The organism is Nocardia grenadensis (assembly GCF_050942415.1).
Taxonomy (GTDB): Bacteria; Actinomycetota; Actinomycetes; order Mycobacteriales; family Mycobacteriaceae; genus Nocardia; species Nocardia grenadensis.
Genome location: NZ_CP192054.1, coordinates 3183262 through 3200879, shown reverse-complemented (window position 1 = coordinate 3200879; position 17618 = coordinate 3183262). Strand labels below are relative to the sequence as shown.

17 protein-coding genes are annotated in these 17618 nt (G+C 65.8%); 7 read left to right on the top strand and 10 right to left on the bottom strand.

From position 1 onward, the window contains the following. Nucleotides 1-41: 41 nt before the first annotated feature. From ACQPYS_RS14670 to ACQPYS_RS14650, 5 genes are all read right to left on the bottom strand, one after another. Nucleotides 42-1040, bottom strand: coding sequence for an anion permease (locus tag ACQPYS_RS14670; RefSeq protein ID WP_433492939.1), 999 nt, complete (start codon nucleotides 1038-1040; stop codon nucleotides 42-44). After that, entirely contained in the window at nucleotides 1037-1654 is a 618-nt protein-coding gene (locus ACQPYS_RS14665; protein ID WP_433492938.1) for a DUF47 domain-containing protein, read from the bottom strand. The genes ACQPYS_RS14670 and ACQPYS_RS14665 overlap by 4 nt, the downstream gene beginning before the upstream one ends. A 90-nt stretch (nucleotides 1655-1744) precedes the next feature. Then, nucleotides 1745-3412: a CotH kinase family protein gene (locus ACQPYS_RS14660; RefSeq protein ID WP_433492937.1), complete on the bottom strand. Its 1668-nt coding sequence runs from the start codon at nucleotides 3410-3412 to the stop codon at nucleotides 1745-1747. Beyond that, nucleotides 3412-4089, bottom strand: a complete 678-nt coding sequence (locus tag ACQPYS_RS14655) for a DUF4956 domain-containing protein (RefSeq protein WP_433492936.1) — start codon at nucleotides 4087-4089, stop codon at nucleotides 3412-3414. The genes ACQPYS_RS14660 and ACQPYS_RS14655 overlap by 1 nt, the downstream gene beginning before the upstream one ends. Nucleotides 4090-4192: 103 nt before the next feature. Then, the gene (locus ACQPYS_RS14650; RefSeq protein WP_433492935.1) at nucleotides 4193-5119 is read right to left on the bottom strand and encodes a polyphosphate polymerase domain-containing protein; all 927 of its coding nucleotides are present in this window, start codon (nucleotides 5117-5119) and stop codon (nucleotides 4193-4195) included. 286 nt (nucleotides 5120-5405) lie between these two features. Between ACQPYS_RS14650 and ACQPYS_RS14645 the strand changes: the two genes are divergently transcribed. Both ACQPYS_RS14645 and ACQPYS_RS14640 read left to right on the top strand, forming a co-directional pair. Next, nucleotides 5406-6113, top strand: coding sequence for a response regulator transcription factor (locus ACQPYS_RS14645; RefSeq protein WP_433492934.1), 708 nt, complete (start codon nucleotides 5406-5408; stop codon nucleotides 6111-6113). After that, complete coding sequence (locus ACQPYS_RS14640) at nucleotides 6110-7513, top strand: sensor histidine kinase (RefSeq protein WP_433492933.1); 1404 nt, start codon at nucleotides 6110-6112, stop codon at nucleotides 7511-7513. The genes ACQPYS_RS14645 and ACQPYS_RS14640 overlap by 4 nt, the downstream gene beginning before the upstream one ends. Nucleotides 7514-7667: 154 nt before the next feature. On the opposite strand, the gene ACQPYS_RS14635 is transcribed toward ACQPYS_RS14640, so the two are convergent. From ACQPYS_RS14635 to ACQPYS_RS14625, 3 genes are all read right to left on the bottom strand, one after another. Continuing rightward, complete coding sequence (locus ACQPYS_RS14635) at nucleotides 7668-7823, bottom strand: hypothetical protein (RefSeq protein ID WP_433492932.1); 156 nt, start codon at nucleotides 7821-7823, stop codon at nucleotides 7668-7670. Nucleotides 7824-7927: 104 nt separating this feature from the next. Then, complete coding sequence (locus ACQPYS_RS14630) at nucleotides 7928-8119, bottom strand: S4 domain-containing protein (protein WP_433492931.1); 192 nt, start codon at nucleotides 8117-8119, stop codon at nucleotides 7928-7930. A gap of 493 nt (nucleotides 8120-8612) precedes the next feature. After that, nucleotides 8613-9575 carry a zinc-binding dehydrogenase gene (locus ACQPYS_RS14625; RefSeq protein WP_433492930.1) on the bottom strand — a complete coding sequence of 321 codons (963 nt, stop codon included), beginning with the start codon at nucleotides 9573-9575 and terminating at the stop codon, nucleotides 8613-8615. 94 nt (nucleotides 9576-9669) lie between these two features. Between ACQPYS_RS14625 and ACQPYS_RS14620 the strand changes: the two genes are divergently transcribed. Beyond that, on the top strand, nucleotides 9670-10308 hold the full coding sequence (locus ACQPYS_RS14620) for a TetR/AcrR family transcriptional regulator (protein ID WP_433492929.1): 639 nt from the start codon (nucleotides 9670-9672) through the stop codon (nucleotides 10306-10308). Nucleotides 10309-11980: 1672 nt separating this feature from the next. Here the strand turns inward: ACQPYS_RS14620 and ACQPYS_RS14615 are convergent. Further along, complete coding sequence (locus ACQPYS_RS14615) at nucleotides 11981-12418, bottom strand: MarR family winged helix-turn-helix transcriptional regulator (RefSeq protein WP_433492928.1); 438 nt, start codon at nucleotides 12416-12418, stop codon at nucleotides 11981-11983. Nucleotides 12419-12507: 89 nt separating this feature from the next. Between ACQPYS_RS14615 and ACQPYS_RS14610 the strand changes: the two genes are divergently transcribed. Together ACQPYS_RS14610 and ACQPYS_RS14605 are read left to right on the top strand one after the other, a co-directional pair. Next, on the top strand, nucleotides 12508-13749 hold the full coding sequence (locus ACQPYS_RS14610; RefSeq protein ID WP_433492927.1) for an epoxide hydrolase family protein: 1242 nt from the start codon (nucleotides 12508-12510) through the stop codon (nucleotides 13747-13749). A gap of 439 nt (nucleotides 13750-14188) precedes the next feature. Continuing rightward, on the top strand, nucleotides 14189-15514 hold the full coding sequence (locus ACQPYS_RS14605) for a family 1 glycosylhydrolase (protein WP_433492926.1): 1326 nt from the start codon (nucleotides 14189-14191) through the stop codon (nucleotides 15512-15514). A gap of 202 nt (nucleotides 15515-15716) precedes the next feature. Here the strand turns inward: ACQPYS_RS14605 and ACQPYS_RS14600 are convergent, their stop codons facing one another. Then, nucleotides 15717-16877, bottom strand: a complete 1161-nt coding sequence (locus ACQPYS_RS14600; protein WP_433492925.1) for a serine hydrolase domain-containing protein — start codon at nucleotides 16875-16877, stop codon at nucleotides 15717-15719. Nucleotides 16878-17182: 305 nt separating this feature from the next. On the opposite strand from ACQPYS_RS14600, the gene ACQPYS_RS14595 reads away from it, so the two are divergent. Both ACQPYS_RS14595 and ACQPYS_RS14590 read left to right on the top strand, forming a co-directional pair. Continuing rightward, nucleotides 17183-17416, top strand: coding sequence for an FAD-binding protein (locus ACQPYS_RS14595; RefSeq protein WP_245664397.1), 234 nt, complete (start codon nucleotides 17183-17185; stop codon nucleotides 17414-17416). Continuing rightward, nucleotides 17311-17583: a hypothetical protein gene (locus ACQPYS_RS14590; protein ID WP_433493169.1), complete on the top strand. Its 273-nt coding sequence runs from the start codon at nucleotides 17311-17313 to the stop codon at nucleotides 17581-17583. The genes ACQPYS_RS14595 and ACQPYS_RS14590 overlap by 106 nt, the downstream gene beginning before the upstream one ends. Nucleotides 17584-17618: the final 35 nt, after the last annotated feature.

The window sequence follows — 17618 nt, the reverse complement described above, 5'->3', positions numbered from 1 at the left end:
AGATGTCTGGCAGTGTGCGCAGGTCGGGGATTTCGACTGGGTCACATGAACAAGTGTGCGGCCCACAAGGTTCCCGCTGCCAGCAGTGCGGCAGCCGGGAAGGTGGTGACCCATGCTGTCATCATGTTGCCGGCCACACCCCAGCGGACGGCACTCGTGCGTGTGGTGGACCCGGCGCCCATGATCGCGGACGAGATCACGTGGGTGGTGGAGATGGGAGCGCCCATCCCGGCCGAGGCGACGTACAGCACCGACGCGGCCGTCGCTTCGGCGGCGAACCCCTGCGGGGGGTCGAGTTCGATGATCTTGCGGCCCAGGGTTCGCATGATCCGCATACCTCCGGTCGCGGTACCCACGGCGAGTACAACCGCGGTGAGCAGGAAACACCACCAGGGGATGGAGTAGTCGTCCTGATAGCCGGCGACGACGAGCGCGAGTACGACGATTCCCATCGTCTTCGCTGCGTCCTGCATGCCGTGGCCGAACGCCATCATCGCCGCCGACACGGTCTGGGCGCGCCGGAAGCCACGTCCGGTGGCCGACGGGGACGATCGGCGGAAGATCCACATGATCGCGAGCATCGCGGCCGCGCCCAGGAAGAACCCGGCGATCGGGGAAACCACCATGGGGATAAGGATCTTGTCGACGACCCCGGTCCACAGCACGGTCATTCCACCGGCGAGGGCGGCGCCGACCATGCCGCCGAACAGCGCGTGGGAGGACGAGGACGGCAGACCGAACCACCAGGTGAGCAGATTCCAGCCGATGGCCCCGACCAGGGCGCAGCCGACCACCACCAGAGCGTACGGGCCCACTTCGAGTTCGATGATGCCTGCACCGACCGTGCCGGCGACCTTGGCGCCGAAGAAGGAACCGACGAGATTGCCGACTGCTGCCATCCCGAGCGCCGCCCGCAGGGTCAGTGCTTGCGTGGAGACGGAGGTGGCGATGGCGTTCGCCGAGTCGTGGAAGCCGTTGGTGAACGTGAACGCCATGGCCAGGGCGATCACCACGATCAAGGCGAATACGGTGGTGGTCATGACTCTTTGAGAACCAGTGCTTCGACGACGTGCGCGACCTTCTCGAAGGAGTCGACGGCGTCTTCGAACTCGTCGGCGACGTCCTTGAATTTCATCACGGTCAGTGCGTCGAGCTGTCCGTCGAACAGTCGGGCCAGGAAGGTGCGGTAGGTGTGGTCGGCCCGATTCTCGAGGTCGTTGATCTCGATCCAGTAGGGTTCGAGATTCTTCAGCCCCGCCAGGCGGGGCATCGCATCGGCGGTCACCGTCGCACAGGTGTCGAGGATGTCGATCATCTCGCGTAGGTGTTCCGGAATTTCGTGCACCCCGTACAGCGCCATGAGGTGGGTCGCCGCTTCCATGTGGTCCATGACGTCGTCCAGACTCGCGCCGAGCAGGTAGATGTCGGAGCGGTCGAACGGTGTGACGAAGCTCGAGTTCAGTGTGCGGAACACCTCGTGGGTGATTCGGTCGCAGTCGTGTTCGAGTTCGACCATGCGCTGGGCGAGTGCGGGTATGTCGGGGTCGGGCTCGAGCAGCCCGGTCAGGGTTTTCGTGCCGTCGGCCAGGCATTGGGCCGAGGAGGTGAACAGTTCGTAGAACATATCGTTCTTGGGTTTGAATCGCGAGAACAAGATCGGCTTCTTTCCGTCGGTGGGTGCGGGACGGGTAGGGCTGCGTGACGCCGGTGGCGCACGGCAGCAATTGCCGTGCGCCACCGAGTGTTATCCGTTGCGCAGGTTGTCGAGTGTCGTGGTGCGTTCGTCGATCCACGATCGCATCGTGTCGATGCTGGTCTGTAACGACTCGGCGGGGAGGCCGTCGGTGACGGGCACGGTGGAAGCGAGGTTGTCGAGGAGTTCGAGTGCCCGGCCGCTTCCGTACATCTGTTCGAACAGGTCCCAGTACGCGTCCTCGTACATCGCGGTGAACGCATCGGACTCGAGGAATCGGGTCTTCAGGTTGTTGCCGATCTGCATTCCACCGGGGAATCCACTGGGGAATCCACCGGGCTGCCCTTCGGGGCCCGTCTGCTGCCCCATACCGGACGGTCCCGCCTCTGCCGGAGGAGATGTCCCGCCGGGTGGAGCAGGCATACCGTCCGGGGGAGCAGTCGTGCCGCCTTCCTCGGTCGGCGGCCCCATGGCCGCGTCACCCCCGGCTCCGCCGGGCATGCCGCCGCCGATGGCACCCGGTCCCATCCCGCCGGGGCCCATTCCACCCGGCCCGACCGACACACTGTCGTGCGGCCCGGCGGTGGCATCACCTTGCATCGCCAGGTTCAGATCCCACGAGATCACCGTCAGCTTCTCGGTTTCCAGGTCGTACCACAGGTAGTAGTTCTGGCCGGGACCACTCATGTCGTCTCCGTTGACGAGCAGATTCTGCGTGGCGAGATACCGGGCGAACGAGTCGACGTCGACCCAGTCGCCGAGATGCGCGTCGAATTCTTCGTCGCTTGCCGTGTCCAGCCACTCGAGGAAGTTGATGATCGGTTGCAGGTTGCCGCTGTCGGCGGCGTTGATCTGCTTGAACTGGTCGGCATAGGAGGACTGATCATCGTCGATGTACTCGAACCGGGACGACGCATCCGCCTTGTACAGATATCCGTCCGAATCGAACAGGGTGTTGGCGTACGTGTCGTCGGGATGCTCGAGGATCAACCGGGTCGCGGTGGCACTGTCGTTGATCGAATACACCGTGTACGCGTAACGCTGCGTGGGCTGCTCGGTCTCGGCGGTGAGCGAGAGCGCCATCGCCTCGTTGAGCACCGGCGATCCCGGACGGACCGAGATTTCGGTCATGCCCTGATACGCGCGTCCGTCGGCGTTCTCGTCGAAACTGATGAGCAACGGAAGCGACGTCGGATCATCGGCCGACGCCTGCGCCATGCCCTCCAGTCCGGGCGGGCCCTGCGCGGGATCGAACCCCTCCGGCAGCTCGAAGCCTTCCGGAAGTTCGATACCTTCGGGGATCATGTCGGCGAAATCGATCCCGCGCACACCCATCAGGGTGGAGTTGCCCTTCAGTCGCACGGACACGTCGTTGACGAAAGTGCCGTCGATCGTGAGATCGGCGGTGACCCACTTCTTGTCCCCGGACTTCTGGAAGGTGGAGATCATGTCGTTGTACTCGGCATCGCTGATCTCGATCGACAGCTCGTGGGTGACCGAGGTGTCGAACAGATCGACCGTTCCGGTGATGTTGTCGGTGATCTCGGAGGCGATGATCGTCGGATCCCCGGTGATGTACGGGCGGATTCTCGTCGACCCGAACACCGTCGCCATGACCGTCACGAACACCACGAACACAGCCAGCAGCTTCCAGTGCTGGCGCAGCGATTTCGGTATCCGGTGCCGCAGGCGGCGCCGCGGTGGGGTGGGGGTGCTCATTACAGATCGGTCTGGTCGTATCCGGTCAGCACGGTCACCCGCTGGCCGGTGTTCACCGCACTGAGCGCGGAGATGAGCTCGCCGGAGGAGACGCCCTTCTTCAACTGCGCTGTGTAGTACAGCTCGCTCAACGCACCCGAGCGCACGGATTCGGTGGAGACGAGTTCGTACTCACTGCAGTGCTTGATGAGCACGTCTTCGACCATTGCCGTGTATTCCTGTGCCGGCGGTACCTGGACCTTGACGACCTGGCGGCTGACGTCGAGCTTGAACCAGTTGAACTTGTTCATCAGCAGCAGCACCAGGCAGATCGCGATGGTCGCGGCGATCGCCAGCAGATAGAAGCGGGTGCCGGTGGTCATACCGATGGCCATCACCAGGAAGATGAACCCGACATCGCGGGTTTCTTTGATGGCGTTGCGGAATCGGATCACCGACAGGGCGCCGACGAGGGCGAACGCCCGGGCGATATTCGAGCCGACCACCAGCATGATCAGGGCGATGATCATGCCGCACAGCACGAGGGTCTGCACGTAGGACTGGCTGTAGGAGACGTTCTTGTGGGTGTAGCGGTAGACCCAGGCGATCACGCTCGAGAGCACGAACGACAACGCGAGCGAGACCACGATGTCGAACGCGGTGAACGTACCGCTGAGGTCTTGGAAATCGAAATTCATGACGATCCTGTTTCGGAAGAGGGATGAAACGATCACCACCGCAGGGTGGCGACGGCGATCGGGACGCCCGGCATCGTCGCCGGGCGAGAGAATGCGCGTGAGGTCAGCGCATCGGGGTCGAGACGATCGGAATCGGTGCGGTCGCCAACAGATCGTCCGGGACCCGGGCGTCGAAGCCGTCCGGCAGCACCAACTCCGGTGCGCCGAGACGCGAGCGCGGTGCGAGCCCGAAGGCTTCGACCGACTGGCAGTACTTCGACACGCGGATCACCGACATGTCGAGCCGGGCAGTCAGATCTGTCGCCCAATAGGGCACCCGCTCATTGGCCTTGAGCTCGACGATGGCGAGCTTGGGCGGAATGATGAAGCGGTTCTCCGCGCCCGAGGCGAAGTGGAAGTCCCGGTCGCGGCCGTGCACCTTGTGATCGATCGTCACCCGCAACCCCAGGTCGGCGTCGCGTCCGACGAACGCTTCGCGCAGATAGCCGGTGGTCACCATCGGTCGCAGATCCAGATTGCCGATCAGGGCGGAAACCTCGTTGACGAACGGCCGTTGCGAGTCATCGCAGTCGATCTCCTCACGCCCGTTGAGCCAGCGCTGGGCGAGCCCGTAGGGCATGGCGGTGCGCCGCTTCTGCGTGACCCGATTGACCCGCTGCTTGATCTCGACCTGAACCGGGGTCTCGTCCGTGCACTCGGCAGGGTTACCGTACAGGCGCAATCGCACCTTGCGCCGGAACTTCAGGCCCTCGATCTTCTCCCAGTAGAAGCGCAGATCGGGGGTGTCGTAATACAGTGAGGTCACCGGATACCCCCCGTGCGGTGAGTACGGATCGGTGTCCATCCTCGCTGCGAGTTCGCGCCGCAACTCGGGCACCTTGAACTCGTCGACGAAATACTTGATCTCGTAGCGATTGAACGCGTGCAACTTGCTCGCGGTCTGCTGATAGCCGGCAGGCTCGGTCGGGACATCCTCCGCCCGCTGCCGGTCCGGTGCCGACCGGTCACGGAATCGGTCGAACATACCCATTGCTTCCACCTTTCTCGGTCACCAGTGCTGTACACGCAACGTTCACCCCCACAGCACACACCGGACACCTCGAGGAACCTTGGAGCGTTCCTGGCGATCGGCTGCCAATCACACGGGCGCCCTCGACGCACGTGTTCACCTGCCGCAGTCGACGGCGCCATACCGGCCCGCCCACCTGCATCAACGACGGGACCGATGCACGATCGGGCGGCGCAACGACGACGCCACAGCCTTCACCCAGCAATTCTCGAGGACACTGCCAGCTTCCCCGGACATACTGGTCGGCGTGACCGACCCCACCCCCGAAGCGCGCATCCTCGTCGTCGACGACGAGCCGAGCATCGTCGAACTGCTGTCCGTGAGCCTGAAGTTCCAAGGCTTCGAGGTCGAGACCGCCCGCAACGGCATCGAAGGTCTCGACACCGCACGACGTTTTCGTCCCGACGCGGTGATTCTCGACGTGATGATGCCCGGGATGGACGGGATGAGCATGCTGCGACGGTTGCGTGCCGACGGTTGCGACGCTCCGGTGTTGTTCCTCACCGCCCAGGATGCCGTGGAGGACAAGGTCGCCGGGCTGACCCTGGGCGCCGACGACTACGTCACCAAACCGTTCAGCCTCGAAGAGATCATCGCCCGGTTACGCACGATCCTGCGCCGCGCCGGCAAAGTGTCGGAGGCCGAACGCAGCTCGCGCATCACCTTCGCCGACCTCGAACTCGACGAGGACAGTCACGAGGTGTTCAAAGCCGGAACACCCGTGTCGCTCTCGCCCACCGAATTCACGCTGCTGCGCTATCTGATGCTCAACGCCGGCACCGTGCTGAGCAAACCCCGCATCCTCGAACATGTGTGGAACTACGACTTCGGCGGTGAGGTGGGGGTGGTCGAGTCGTATGTGTCCTATCTGCGCCGCAAGGTCGACACCGGCGACGTTCCGCTGATTCACACCGTCCGCGGGGTGGGCTACGTGATGCGGGAACCGCGCACATGAGCCGGCTGCGGGCACTGCCGCTGCGCTGGACGTTGGTGGCCGCGCTGGTCCTGCTCTCCGGCATCGGGCTGCTCGCCTCCGGTGCCGCCGTGACCTCTGCGCTGCACAACTCCCTGCTCTCGCGCATCGATCACGACCTGGGCGAGGCCGCGACCTCGTGGGCTCGCCCGTTGACCTCGCCCCCGCCACCCCAATCCGCCGGCCCCAGCTCGCAGCGCCCGCCGAGCCCCTTCTATGTTCAGGTCACCGCCCTCGACGGACAGGTGCTCCTCGTCGTCAACGACGACACGAGCGCACCACAGGTACCCCCCACCCCTACCGGACGCCCCGTCACCGTCGACGCGGCCGGCGGCGACACCGGGCACTGGCGCATCATCACCACCGAGAACACCGACGGGGTCCGCACCACCGTAGGGGTGAGCCTGTCCGAAGTGGACGAGACCGTGCATCGACTCGTCGTGCTGCAAGCCACCATCGGGGCGATCGTGCTCATCGCACTGACCGCCGCCGGGGGCATCGTGGTGCGCACCAGCCTGCGACCCTTGCGCGAAGTCGAACGCACCGCCATCGCCATCGCCGACGGCGACCTCAGCGAACGCGTCCCCGAACGTGATCCGCGCACCGAAGTCGGCCGACTGTCGCTGGCCATCAACGGCATGCTCGCACAGATCCAATCCGCGTTCGCCGCGACCGCGGCCTCGGAGGACTCCGCGCGCCGGTCGGAGGAGAAGATGCGCCGCTTCGTCGCCGACGCCAGCCACGAACTGCGCACCCCGCTGGCCACCATCCGCGGCTTCGCCGAGCTCTACCGTCAGGGCGCGAGCACCGACACCGGCCTGCTCCTCGACCGCATCGAACGCGAAGCCCACCGCATGGGCCTGCTCGTCGAAGACCTGCTCATGCTCGCCCGCCTCGACGCTCAACGACCCCTCGACCGCACACCGGTGGACCTGCTCACTCTCGCCGCCGATACCGTGCACGGAGCACGCGCCGTTGCACCCGAACGGCACATCACCCTCGAGGTCATCGACGGTCCCGGCACCCCCGAAGTGCTCGGCGACGACGCCCGCCTACGGCAAGTACTCGGCAACCTCGTCACCAACGCGCTGACCCACACCCCACCCGATGCCGATGTGACCGTGCGGGTCGGGACCGAGCACGACGACGCAGTGCTCGAAGTCGTCGACACCGGCCCGGGCCTGCCCCCCGAGGACCGCGAACGCGTCTTCGAACGCTTCTACCGCGCCGACAGCTCCCGCACCCGCAGCTCCGGTGGCAGCGGACTCGGCCTGTCGATCGTCGCCGCGCTGGTCGCCGCGCACGACGGGACCGTCGAAGTCGAATCGGAACAGGGCGCCGGCTCCACCTTCCGGATACGCCTGCCGCGGCGGCGTCACTGACACGATGCAATCCCGGGCGGAGCCGGTGCGGACCGAAGCCCTACGCGCACCACGCGCGTAGGACGGCGCGGACCACCGGTGCCGGTGGCATCGGCGGCACACACTCCGCGGGGCACCTCGAGCATGCTCGAGGTGCCCCGCGGAGTATCGACTATCAGCCGGCGGATCCGCTGAAGAAGTTCAGCGCGCTGAACAGATCGGAGAAGGCGCCGAAGAACTCCGACAGGAAGCTCAGGTCCATGAGCAATGTCCCTTCGTGTAACTCGGGCGGACCGTCCGCCCGCAACAACCATGACGTGTCTTCCTGCACAGGCGGTTACACCGAGCTGGCAGTGTTCTGGCGATTGCGGGCATGCCCGATATCGGCACAGTTCACCGGCGACCGTGCGGGTCCTGCGGGACAGCGCGGACCGCTCACACACCCGCGGTGTGCCACCCGGCGATGCTCACCCGGTCGACGGCCTCCACGCGCCGGCGAGGATCACGCACCGGCAATCCGTTCACCAGGACCAACCCTTCCATCACCCATGCCGTGGCCTGCTCGACGGTGGCCGCGTGGTGTCCCTCCACCAGCGCCAATACCACCGAGAACCTGTCGTCGTCCATATCCGCAGACTCCACTGCCTCGATGAACGGCGAGAGCGGGCCGCGGTGACGAGCAGGCCACATTCGGATGAACTCAACGCCGGCACAGACACTCACCCGCCTCACCGAGGTCGACCCCCTCCATGCCTCGTTGACAGCATGTCCACAGGAAGAATTCGGCTTGCCCGGAACAACCCCGACCATCCTGAAGGGAGGAAAACTACTTCGTTCGAAAGGACGGACGCCGTTGTCGACGACGGCCTGACCCCGCTGTTCTGGTCCCACGTCCGGCCTACGGAGAGGTGAACCTCGACATGGGCGCCCGCCTCAACCTCGCCGTGGCCTCCGTACCGGGACCCCGGGCCCCGGCCGACCAGACCACGCGATCCACTGTGGAAAACGTATTAACCTGCGCCTGTACAGCACCGCGAGAAGGCCGCGGTGGAGCTCCGCGTAGCGGCCACCCCGACCCGGGATGCCCCAGGCGCCCCACGGAGGAGAGAGCGCGGAGGCTCTACGGTGTCAGCACGATCCTCCCGAAGACTTCACCTGCGTCCATCTTCTGGTGTGCCAGCACAGCTTCGTCCAACGGCAGCACTTCGTGCACCACTGCTTCGATCTCGCCACGGCCGGCTGCGCCGAACTGCTTGCTGCGTACGGCACTCAGGTCGGCTGGGGTGACGGTAGCTGCGCTGAAAGCGGCGAAGGACATCGACTTCTGGAACGCCGCCATGATCTTCGTGCCGAAGTCCGCGGGCGGCTGACCTGCGACAGCGCCCACGGCCACCATGCGGCCGTTCGGGTTGAGCCTGTCGAAGAACGACGGCATGTCTTCACCGGCCACAACGTCGATGATGACGTCATAACCCGCGGGAGCCTCTTGCCCTCCGTTGCCGGAGCGGTCCAGCACGTGGGTCGCGCCGAGACGGCGCAGCCGCTCGCCGCGCTCGGATGACGATGTCGTGACCGCCACCGCGGCAGCACCACCGCGAGCTGCGAGCTGCACTGCCATGATCCCGATACTGCCGGCCGCGCCACGCACCAAGACCGTCTCGCCGGGAGCGAAATGGGCGTGACCAAGCCCGAAATGGGCCACCGCCCCGGCGCTGCCGAGCGTCACCGCGGAGGCAGCCGACAGGCTGTCGGGCAGGGGAAGAATCTGCTCGACCGGCGCGACGGCCTGTTCGGCGTAGCCTCCGCCGGTGCCGGTGAAGCCCCACACTCGCCGGCCGATCCACGACACGTCGACGCCGTCACCGACCGCAGTCACGGTGCCTGCCACCTCTCCACCCGGGATGTGGCCCTCCTTGAAGCCGTAGGCGGCCAGAGCCCCGCTTCGGATCACGGTGTCGACACCACCGACACCCACCGCCTCGGTGGCGATCAGCAACTGCCCGGCAGCAGGTGCGGGTACCGGCAGGTCGACAACAGCCAGACCATCAGGACTTCCGAACGTCTGGATCGAGATTGCCTTCAATGTGGTCTCCAGGTCTTCGGACTACTCGAGCCCGAGAGCTTCAACGCCTCGGACGGTAACGGACGCCCCCGTCCGTTTAGGTAAAGTGAGAGTGGTGACCGACCGTTTGCCTCATACGTTGCGTTCCGACGCGCTGGACAACCGAGAACGCATCCTCGACGCCGCCCGAGCGCTCTTCTCCGCCGATGGCCTGGACGTGCCGATGCGGGAGGTGGCGCGGCGTGCCGGGGTGGGGCCTGCAACCTTGTACCGTCACTTCCCGACCAAACAGATGCTGGTCGCCGATGCCTTCGCGGACCAGCTGCACGCATGCCGCGCCATTGTCGACGAGGGGTGCGCAGATCCTGATCCGTGGCGTGGCCTGTGCCTGGTGATCGAGAAGATCTGTGAGCTGCAGGCCCGCGATCGGGGCTTCACCGAAGCTCTCTTGTCGACCTACCCGGGGGTGAAGGATATCGCCGCAGGCCGTGAGTACACGGTGAAAGCAGTCGCCGAACTGGCCCAGCGAGCCAAGGAAGCAGGACAACTGCGGTCCGACTTCGTCCTGGACGACCTGATTCTCATACTCATGGCCAACAAGGGGATCCACGCCACCTCGACCGCCACCCAGGTCAAGGCCTCCCGACGCTTTTCAGGGCTGGTGATCCAGGCGTTCGAAGCCTGCCCTCGGCATGCACCACTGCCACCAGCGGCACGACTGACATCCGCACCATCCCACGGCCTGTCGCGGTAAATACCGGATTTACTGCGGAGGGCCCCCTACCGTGATCATCGCGACCTGTGGCGGGTCCTCCGGCCGCAGGCGAGGTGTACGCATTTACTGCGGCAGGACCGGAAGGACGGGACGGACGTGGCGATCGAACCGGTGACCGAACTCGGCGGCGGGGGCGCGCTTCGGGTGCCGCGCGCCCGGGTCGTACCCCTATCCGCGCGGCCGTCTTCGCCGTCACCGCGATCGACAACCCCGCACTGCCGGAGGTGCCGGCCGAACTGGCGGCAGCGCGGGCGGACGAGATAGACGCCGACACCGTCAACCGGGAGCTGTCCATCGCACGCAAGGCGATCGGCTGGTGGCAGCGCCAGGGCTGGATCGCCAGGGACCCGACGAGCGGCGACCGGCGCCACCGGACCGCACCAAGGCCCTGGCCGAGAACCAGATGGCCACCCCCTGTGGTGCCTGGACGTCGGGCTCAGGGAGAAAACGTTCTGGAAGATGCTCTACGAGTCGGCGGCCCGCGCCGATGAGGTGCTGTGCCTGAACGTGGAGGACCTGTATCCACCCGGCTACTGGCCAACCCGCTCGCCTCACCCGAGGACATCGAGGACTTGGACGGCTTCACGCTCCACCCCCATGTCGCTGGCCCGCTCCCGGCACGCCTCCGTCCGTCCCCTGGAGCGGTACGCCCGCTCCGGTGTCGACGCAGTTGCCCGACACGTCGCCGGACGTGACACCCCTCGTTGCGGCTGGTAGCCGTCGTCCTCGTTACCCGTGTCGCCGATGACGTAGGCCCTCAGGCCGTTGACCAGCTCGACGTTGGGCTGGCCGCCCATGTCGCCATCGAGTGGATGGCGAAACCAGTCTGGTGTCATCGCGACGCCGGCGCGCGATCAGCCTGCGGTCCTCGTCGTCGAGATAGCAGTAGCGCTCCAGGCCCTCCTGAGACAACGCCGGGAACCGGTCGTAGCCATCCTTGTCGATCATTGCGACATGAAATCACCCACAGCACAACGCCGCTCGCCGAACCGGCTACCCACCGCCGGATGCGCCCCTACCTCCCGGGTACGCAACACGAGCTTCTGCTCTTCTGCTGGGGCTCCCCCGGCTCTTCGTTGTTCTTTTGGTTGGGATGTGAGAGGTGGGTGATCGATGAGCAAGATAACATATGTAGATGCGCATATCTCCGTATCAATATTGTTAATTCTGAGGTTCGAACTGATCGTGTCGGTCCCTACCGACGGCTCTACATTCAGGATGGGCGACCCCGCACAATCGGTTATCGTCGATGAGTTGAGGCGCCGTCGGGGTTGCGTAGCCACCACTCCCCTGCCCATCGCGACCGAGACCGGGCCGGACCATCCCCCCGGCGCCCACCGCACCTATGAGACCCTGCGGCCGGGCTTCCCGGCGCCACTCCCCGCACCTGGAGCACGCGATCCAGCAGTCGGACCTGAATGGACCCGCCCTGCAGCCGGTGAACTTCCGCAGTGGGCCTCCAGCGTCCGGGCCCACCGGTGGTTGCCACTCCCTTCGGCGATATCGGACCGTCCGGCCGCGGCTCCGACCGATATCGCCGCGGTCGCCGCCCTCTCCCCGCGCGAGCCGGGACGCGGGGAAACACCTACACGCTCACCGACCCGCGGCAGATATGAGAGCGAGTGGTGGGGCGGAGAACAAGGCCCATGTGTCAGTGCTCCCGCTCCAGCCGGGCGAGCCGGGCGAGGGCGGGTAATGCGGCGGCGAGTGCCCGGCTGTCCGCGGGGCTCAGCTCGGAGATCATCGGAGCCAGGTACCGCACACGGTCGTCGTGGCGGGTTTGCCGCACCTGCCGGCCCGCCTCGGTGAGGTGCACGATCACGGCCCGGCCATCACCGGGGTCACGGCGGCGCAATACCAGCTCGTCACGCTCCAGGCGCGCGATGAGTTGCGTGACGCCCGGCTGCGTCATCTGTTCGGTCCGGGTCAGATCGGTCAGCCGCGCCGGGCCGCCGCGCGCCAGGGTGTCGAGCACCGACAGCGTGGTGAACGGCAGCTTCTCCCGGACCGGGATGCGGATGTAGACGCGGTTGAAATCCTCGATTGCCGCTGCGAAAGCGTCCACGTCGAAAGCGTCCGGATCGTCCATCCCGGGGACTGTATCCGAAATTTATAGAAATAGAAGTTGGTTAAATAAGCTGCTTATGCAGAGTTCGGCCACACGACGTAGGAGGCCCGATGAGCGACAGCACCCCCGGTACCCGACCGTTCCCCCTCACACCGACGAAGATTCACGTCCCCGACAGGGTGCTCACCGACCTGCGGCAGCGCCTGGATCTCACCCGTCTACCCGACGATGCCGGCAACGACGACTGGTATTACGGCGTGCCTCGTGGCTATCTCCTAGAACTCGTCGACTACTGGCGTGACGGATACGACTGGCGCGCAGCCGAAGCCGAGATCAACAACTACCGGCACTACCGGGTCGAAATCGACGAGGTGCCCGTACATTTCATGCGCAGGCCCGGCGTCGGGCCGAATCCGACACCGCTACTCCTGACACACGGCTGGCCCTGGACGTTCTGGCACTGGTCCAAGGTCGCCGACCTCCTGGCGGATCCGGCGGCGCACGGCGGCGATCCGGCCGAGGCGTTCGACGTGATCATGCCCTCGTTTCCCGGTATCGGGTTCTCCAGTCCGCTGGCCAACCGCCCGGATATGAACTTCTGGAAGGTCGCCGATCTCTGGCACACACTCATGACCGAGGTCCTGGGCCACGAGAAATACGGCGCCGCCGGCTGCGACGTCGGTGCGCTGGTCACCGCGCAGCTCGGCCACAAGTACGCCGACGAGTTGTATGCCCTCCACATCGGATCCGGGCTGAAACTCACTCTCTTCAACGGCGATCGCGCCTGGGACTTCAGCGGCGGGATACCGATACCCGACGACATCTCCGACGAGATACGCGCCCGAATCGTGGAGCTGGACAGCCGTTTCGCCGTCCACCTTGCCGCCCACCTCCTGGCCCCCAGCACCCTCGCTCACGGCCTGTCCGATTCCCCGGCGGGCATGCTGGCATGGATCCCGGAACGCTGGTGCAAATGGAGCGACAACGGCGGCGACATCGAGACCGTGTTCAGTAGGGACGACCTGCTCACGCACGCCACGATCTACTGGGCCACCAACACCATCGGCACCTCGATACGCCTCTACGCCAACCACAACCGCTACCCCTGGACGCCTTCCCACGACCGCCGCCCTGTCGTGCAGGCCCCCACCGGGATCACGTTCGTCGGCTACGAGAACCCACCCGGCGTGGGCACCGCGCAACGCGTCGAACACTTCCGAGCCAGTGACCGCGCCGAGTGGTACAACCACGTCAACCTTACCGTCCACGACCACGGAGGCCACTTCATTCCCTGGGAGATCCCGGACGAATGGGTCAGCGATCTACGCCGCACCTTCCGGGGACGCCGCTGACCCGCGGCCGCCGGAATCCACTCGAGCCCCGCCGGTCCGGTAGGAGTGCACGGATTAACATAAGGCCAGATCCGTGCACTCTTCCCCCTCATTGCGGCGTTCCGCACCGAGGTCGGTTTGGAATAGCGCTATAGATGCTCTAATGCGCATATCTAGATACCGACAATTCCTGTGATTTCTGACTGTAGGCGGGTGCGGGCGAAGCATCAGAGAACAGTTACTCGGTTCCAGAAGCTCGAGTGCACCATCGAGACCCGATCCATTCGGTGACCGCCGCACACGCCTTCCGAGGAGATATAAGCCCGGCCGCCTCCCGACTGCATCCGGCCACGGCCGCGGCGGCGGGATTCCTACGGGACGGCCCGGATCCGATGCCGCGCCGCTACTCTGGTGCGAACGCCGCCAGACGGAGACGAACAGAGGACAGGAGACCGATCCGATGGGTCCGGTGAACCGTCGCCTATTTCTGACCACCAGCGCGGTTGCCGCCGGCGCCGTCGTCCTGGGAACGGGATCGGCCGGCGCGCGCCCCACTCCCCCGGTCGAGGTCGCCCCACTGGGTGACGATTTCCTGTGGGGTGTCGCCTCCTCGGGATTCCAGTCCGAAGGGCATGCGCCGGACAGCAACTGGACCCGCTATATCGCGGCCGGGAAAACCGAGGACCTGTATCTCGACTCGGTCGACTTCTACTCGCGCTACCGGTCCGATATCGCCCTGGCCGCGCAACTCGGGGTGCGCGTCTACCGGATCGGGATCGAATGGGCACGGGTACAACCGCGGCCGGGCGAATGGGACGAGGACGGTTTCCGGTTCTACGACGAGGTCGTCCAGGCCATTCGCAGCGCGGGTATGCGCGCCATGCTCACCCTGGACCATTGGGTCTATCCGGGCTGGCAGGCCGATCGGGGTGGGTGGCGGCGCGCCGGAATGGTCGAGGACTGGCTCACCAACGCCCGCCGGGTGGTCGACCGGTACGCCCGGGACGAACCGCTGTGGATCACCTTCAACGAACCCGCCACATACCTCATGAACGAGGTACGCCACGGCGGGATCGGCGTCACGGATATCCCGGCCGTGCAGGACCGGTTGGCCGACGCCCACAACGCGATCTACGACCACATCCACCGAGTACAGCCGGGGGCGATGGTGAGCAGCAATGTCGCCTATATCCCCACCGCCGAAGACGCCGTGAACGGTGCGTTCATCGGCCGGGTCGGCGCGAAACTGGACTACATCGGCATCGACTACTACTACGGGTTCTCCCCCGTCGACGTCTTCACCCGGGTGCCCGACCCCAGCAAGATGTGGACACTGTCGCTGCAATCCGAGGGTATCTACTACGCGCTCGACCACTATGCGCGGCGGTTTCCGGGCAAACCCCTCTACATCGTGGAAAACGGGATGCCTACCGAGAACGGGCGCCCGCGGGCGGACGGCTACCGCCGCGACGACCTGCTACGCGACACCGTGTACTGGATACAGCGCGCGGTGGCCGACGGCATGAACGTCATGGGCTACAACTACTGGAGTCTCACCGACAACTACGAATGGGGTTCCTACACACCGAGGTTCGGGCTGTACACCGTCGACGTGCTCGGCGACCCCGGCCTGATCCGCCGGCCCACCGGCGCCGTGGCCGCCTATACGGCCATCACCCGGCGCGGCGGAGTCCCCGGCGATTACCGGCCGACCCGGGCACCGGCCACCTGTTCGATCGTGGACGGACTCACCAGCTGCACCGATCAGGTCACCGTTCCGCGCTGATCCGCGAACGGTGACCTGATCGGCCGAGCCTCACCGGATTGGTCAGTCGACCTCGACTGGACGCACCGCGGTGCCGTCCGGCTTCGCGACCGGTTCGGGCGCGTCGGTGCCGAGCGAGCGCCAGCGCGAGACCGCGAACGCGATCACCGCCGGCCACCCCGGCCGGTCGGAATGATCTCGATTGCGGTATGGCGAGTCCCGCTCACGGGATGCTGCGGGATCCGACGCACAGTGCGTGGTCGATCAGGGCGCTGGCCGCGTTCTCCTGGTCCAGGATGTGCTCTGGGGTGTCGCCACGTGCCTCGGACATGGCAACTACGGCGCTTCGCCGGCCGTCGTCGGTTACGCCGTTGAGGGTGATGTAGCCGCCGTCCCCACCCTCGTGACTCCAGTAGGTTCCTCCGCAACTCAGAGGTCGTTGAACCAGGCCGAGCCCGTATCGACCGCCGGGCCACATGTGTTGGACCTCCCTGCTCACGGGGACGGTCTGCTTCATCTCGGCCAGTTGCTGTGGTGGTAGCAGGCGGCCACCGAGTAACGCGCGGAAGAATTCATTCTCGTCCCGGGTGGTCGTGACCCACGAAAGGTTCTGGTCCACTGGTATCTGGTCGGTGACATCCACTACGGAACCGGGGCCGAAGTACTGGTAGGCCCGCGCGTGCGGTGAGGGCAGGGTAGGTGAGGCGCCCATCCACAGAGTCCGGTCGAGGCCGAGAGGGACCACGATGCGGTCTTCTATCTCCTGGTGGGCGGGCCGACCGGTGGCCTGCTGGATGATCATATCGAGCAGAATGTAGCCGGTGTTGGAATATTCCCAGCCCTCTCCGGGCGGGAAAACCGGTGCATGGGCCATCGCGCGGGCCACCAGCCGCTCGGGGCTGTGGACCTCGTGGCGCTGCTGGTAGTACTCGTCCGGCGTGGTATATCCGGGCAGGTCATCGCGGATTCCGCTGGTGTGCTGAAGCAGGTGGCGGATCGTGATGCGGTTGCCGTCGTGGCCGTGACCCTGCACCACTTGCGGCAGCCAGTGGTCGACCGTGTCATTCAGGGATAGCGTGGCCTCGGCCGCCAGTTGGAGGATCACGGTGGCGACGAGTGTCTTCGATGTGCTGGCCATACGGAAGTAGCCGTCGGGAGAGACCGGGCGGCCGGTGGTCAAGTCGGTGGTGCCGCTGGTGGCGACCGCCTGCCGACCATCAGGCCCGATCATGCGGGCTTGCACACCGCTCACACCCAGGGCGTGGATCGCCTCGGCGTCCCGAAGCAACTGCTCTTCGGAGAAGGGGTCGGCCGGCTCGGCACACGCGGTGACCACCCCCACTGCGAGCAGCGTAACGGCACCGAACGCCACGGCGAGGCGCATTCGCACAGTCGAAGTCATGACCGAACGCTAGTTTCGTCCCCAACGGGCCACATCCGGCGTCACCCTGAAATCCGGATAGGGGGTTTACCCCCGCATGCGGACAGGGTGGGACCATCCTCGACCCAACCGACACCGCCGGGGCACCACGCACCGGATGACAGCGCATGCGGGTCTGCCACAGAAACGGAGCGGAATCTCAGAACCGCGGCGGATCCGCCGACATCATCGCCGAACATTTTGAGATTCGCCACGACTCCACAGTAGACGCGGCTGATCGCCGGTGATGCCTGGTTCGGCCTGCGGTGATGACCGGGGACCTACGGGCGGCGGTCGCCGTACAGGGGCTGCTGTATCCGCCGGATCCCAGGTCGGTGGCCTTCTGCAGGCTCGGCGGCAATGTCGCCACGGGGGCCGGCGGAATGTGCTGTGAAATATGGGGATCTGCTGTTTCGTGGCGGCGCTGGAGGTCGTGTTCGCCGACGGGCGAGTCCTGCGGACCGGCACCCGCACCGTCGAGGGTGTCTCGGGGTACGACCTGACGAGACTGTTCGTGGGGTCGGAGAGGACGCTGGGGTGGTCACCGAGATCACGGTCGCGGCTCGTACCGGCGCCCGATCCGGCCGCCGCCGGGACCACCTCGATCCAGCGGGAACTGTGCTGGACCTTCGACCCCCGCGCCGTCCTGAACCCCGGCGTGGTGCTGTGACCTGTTCGGCCGGGGCCGGTGCGATGCCGGGGTGG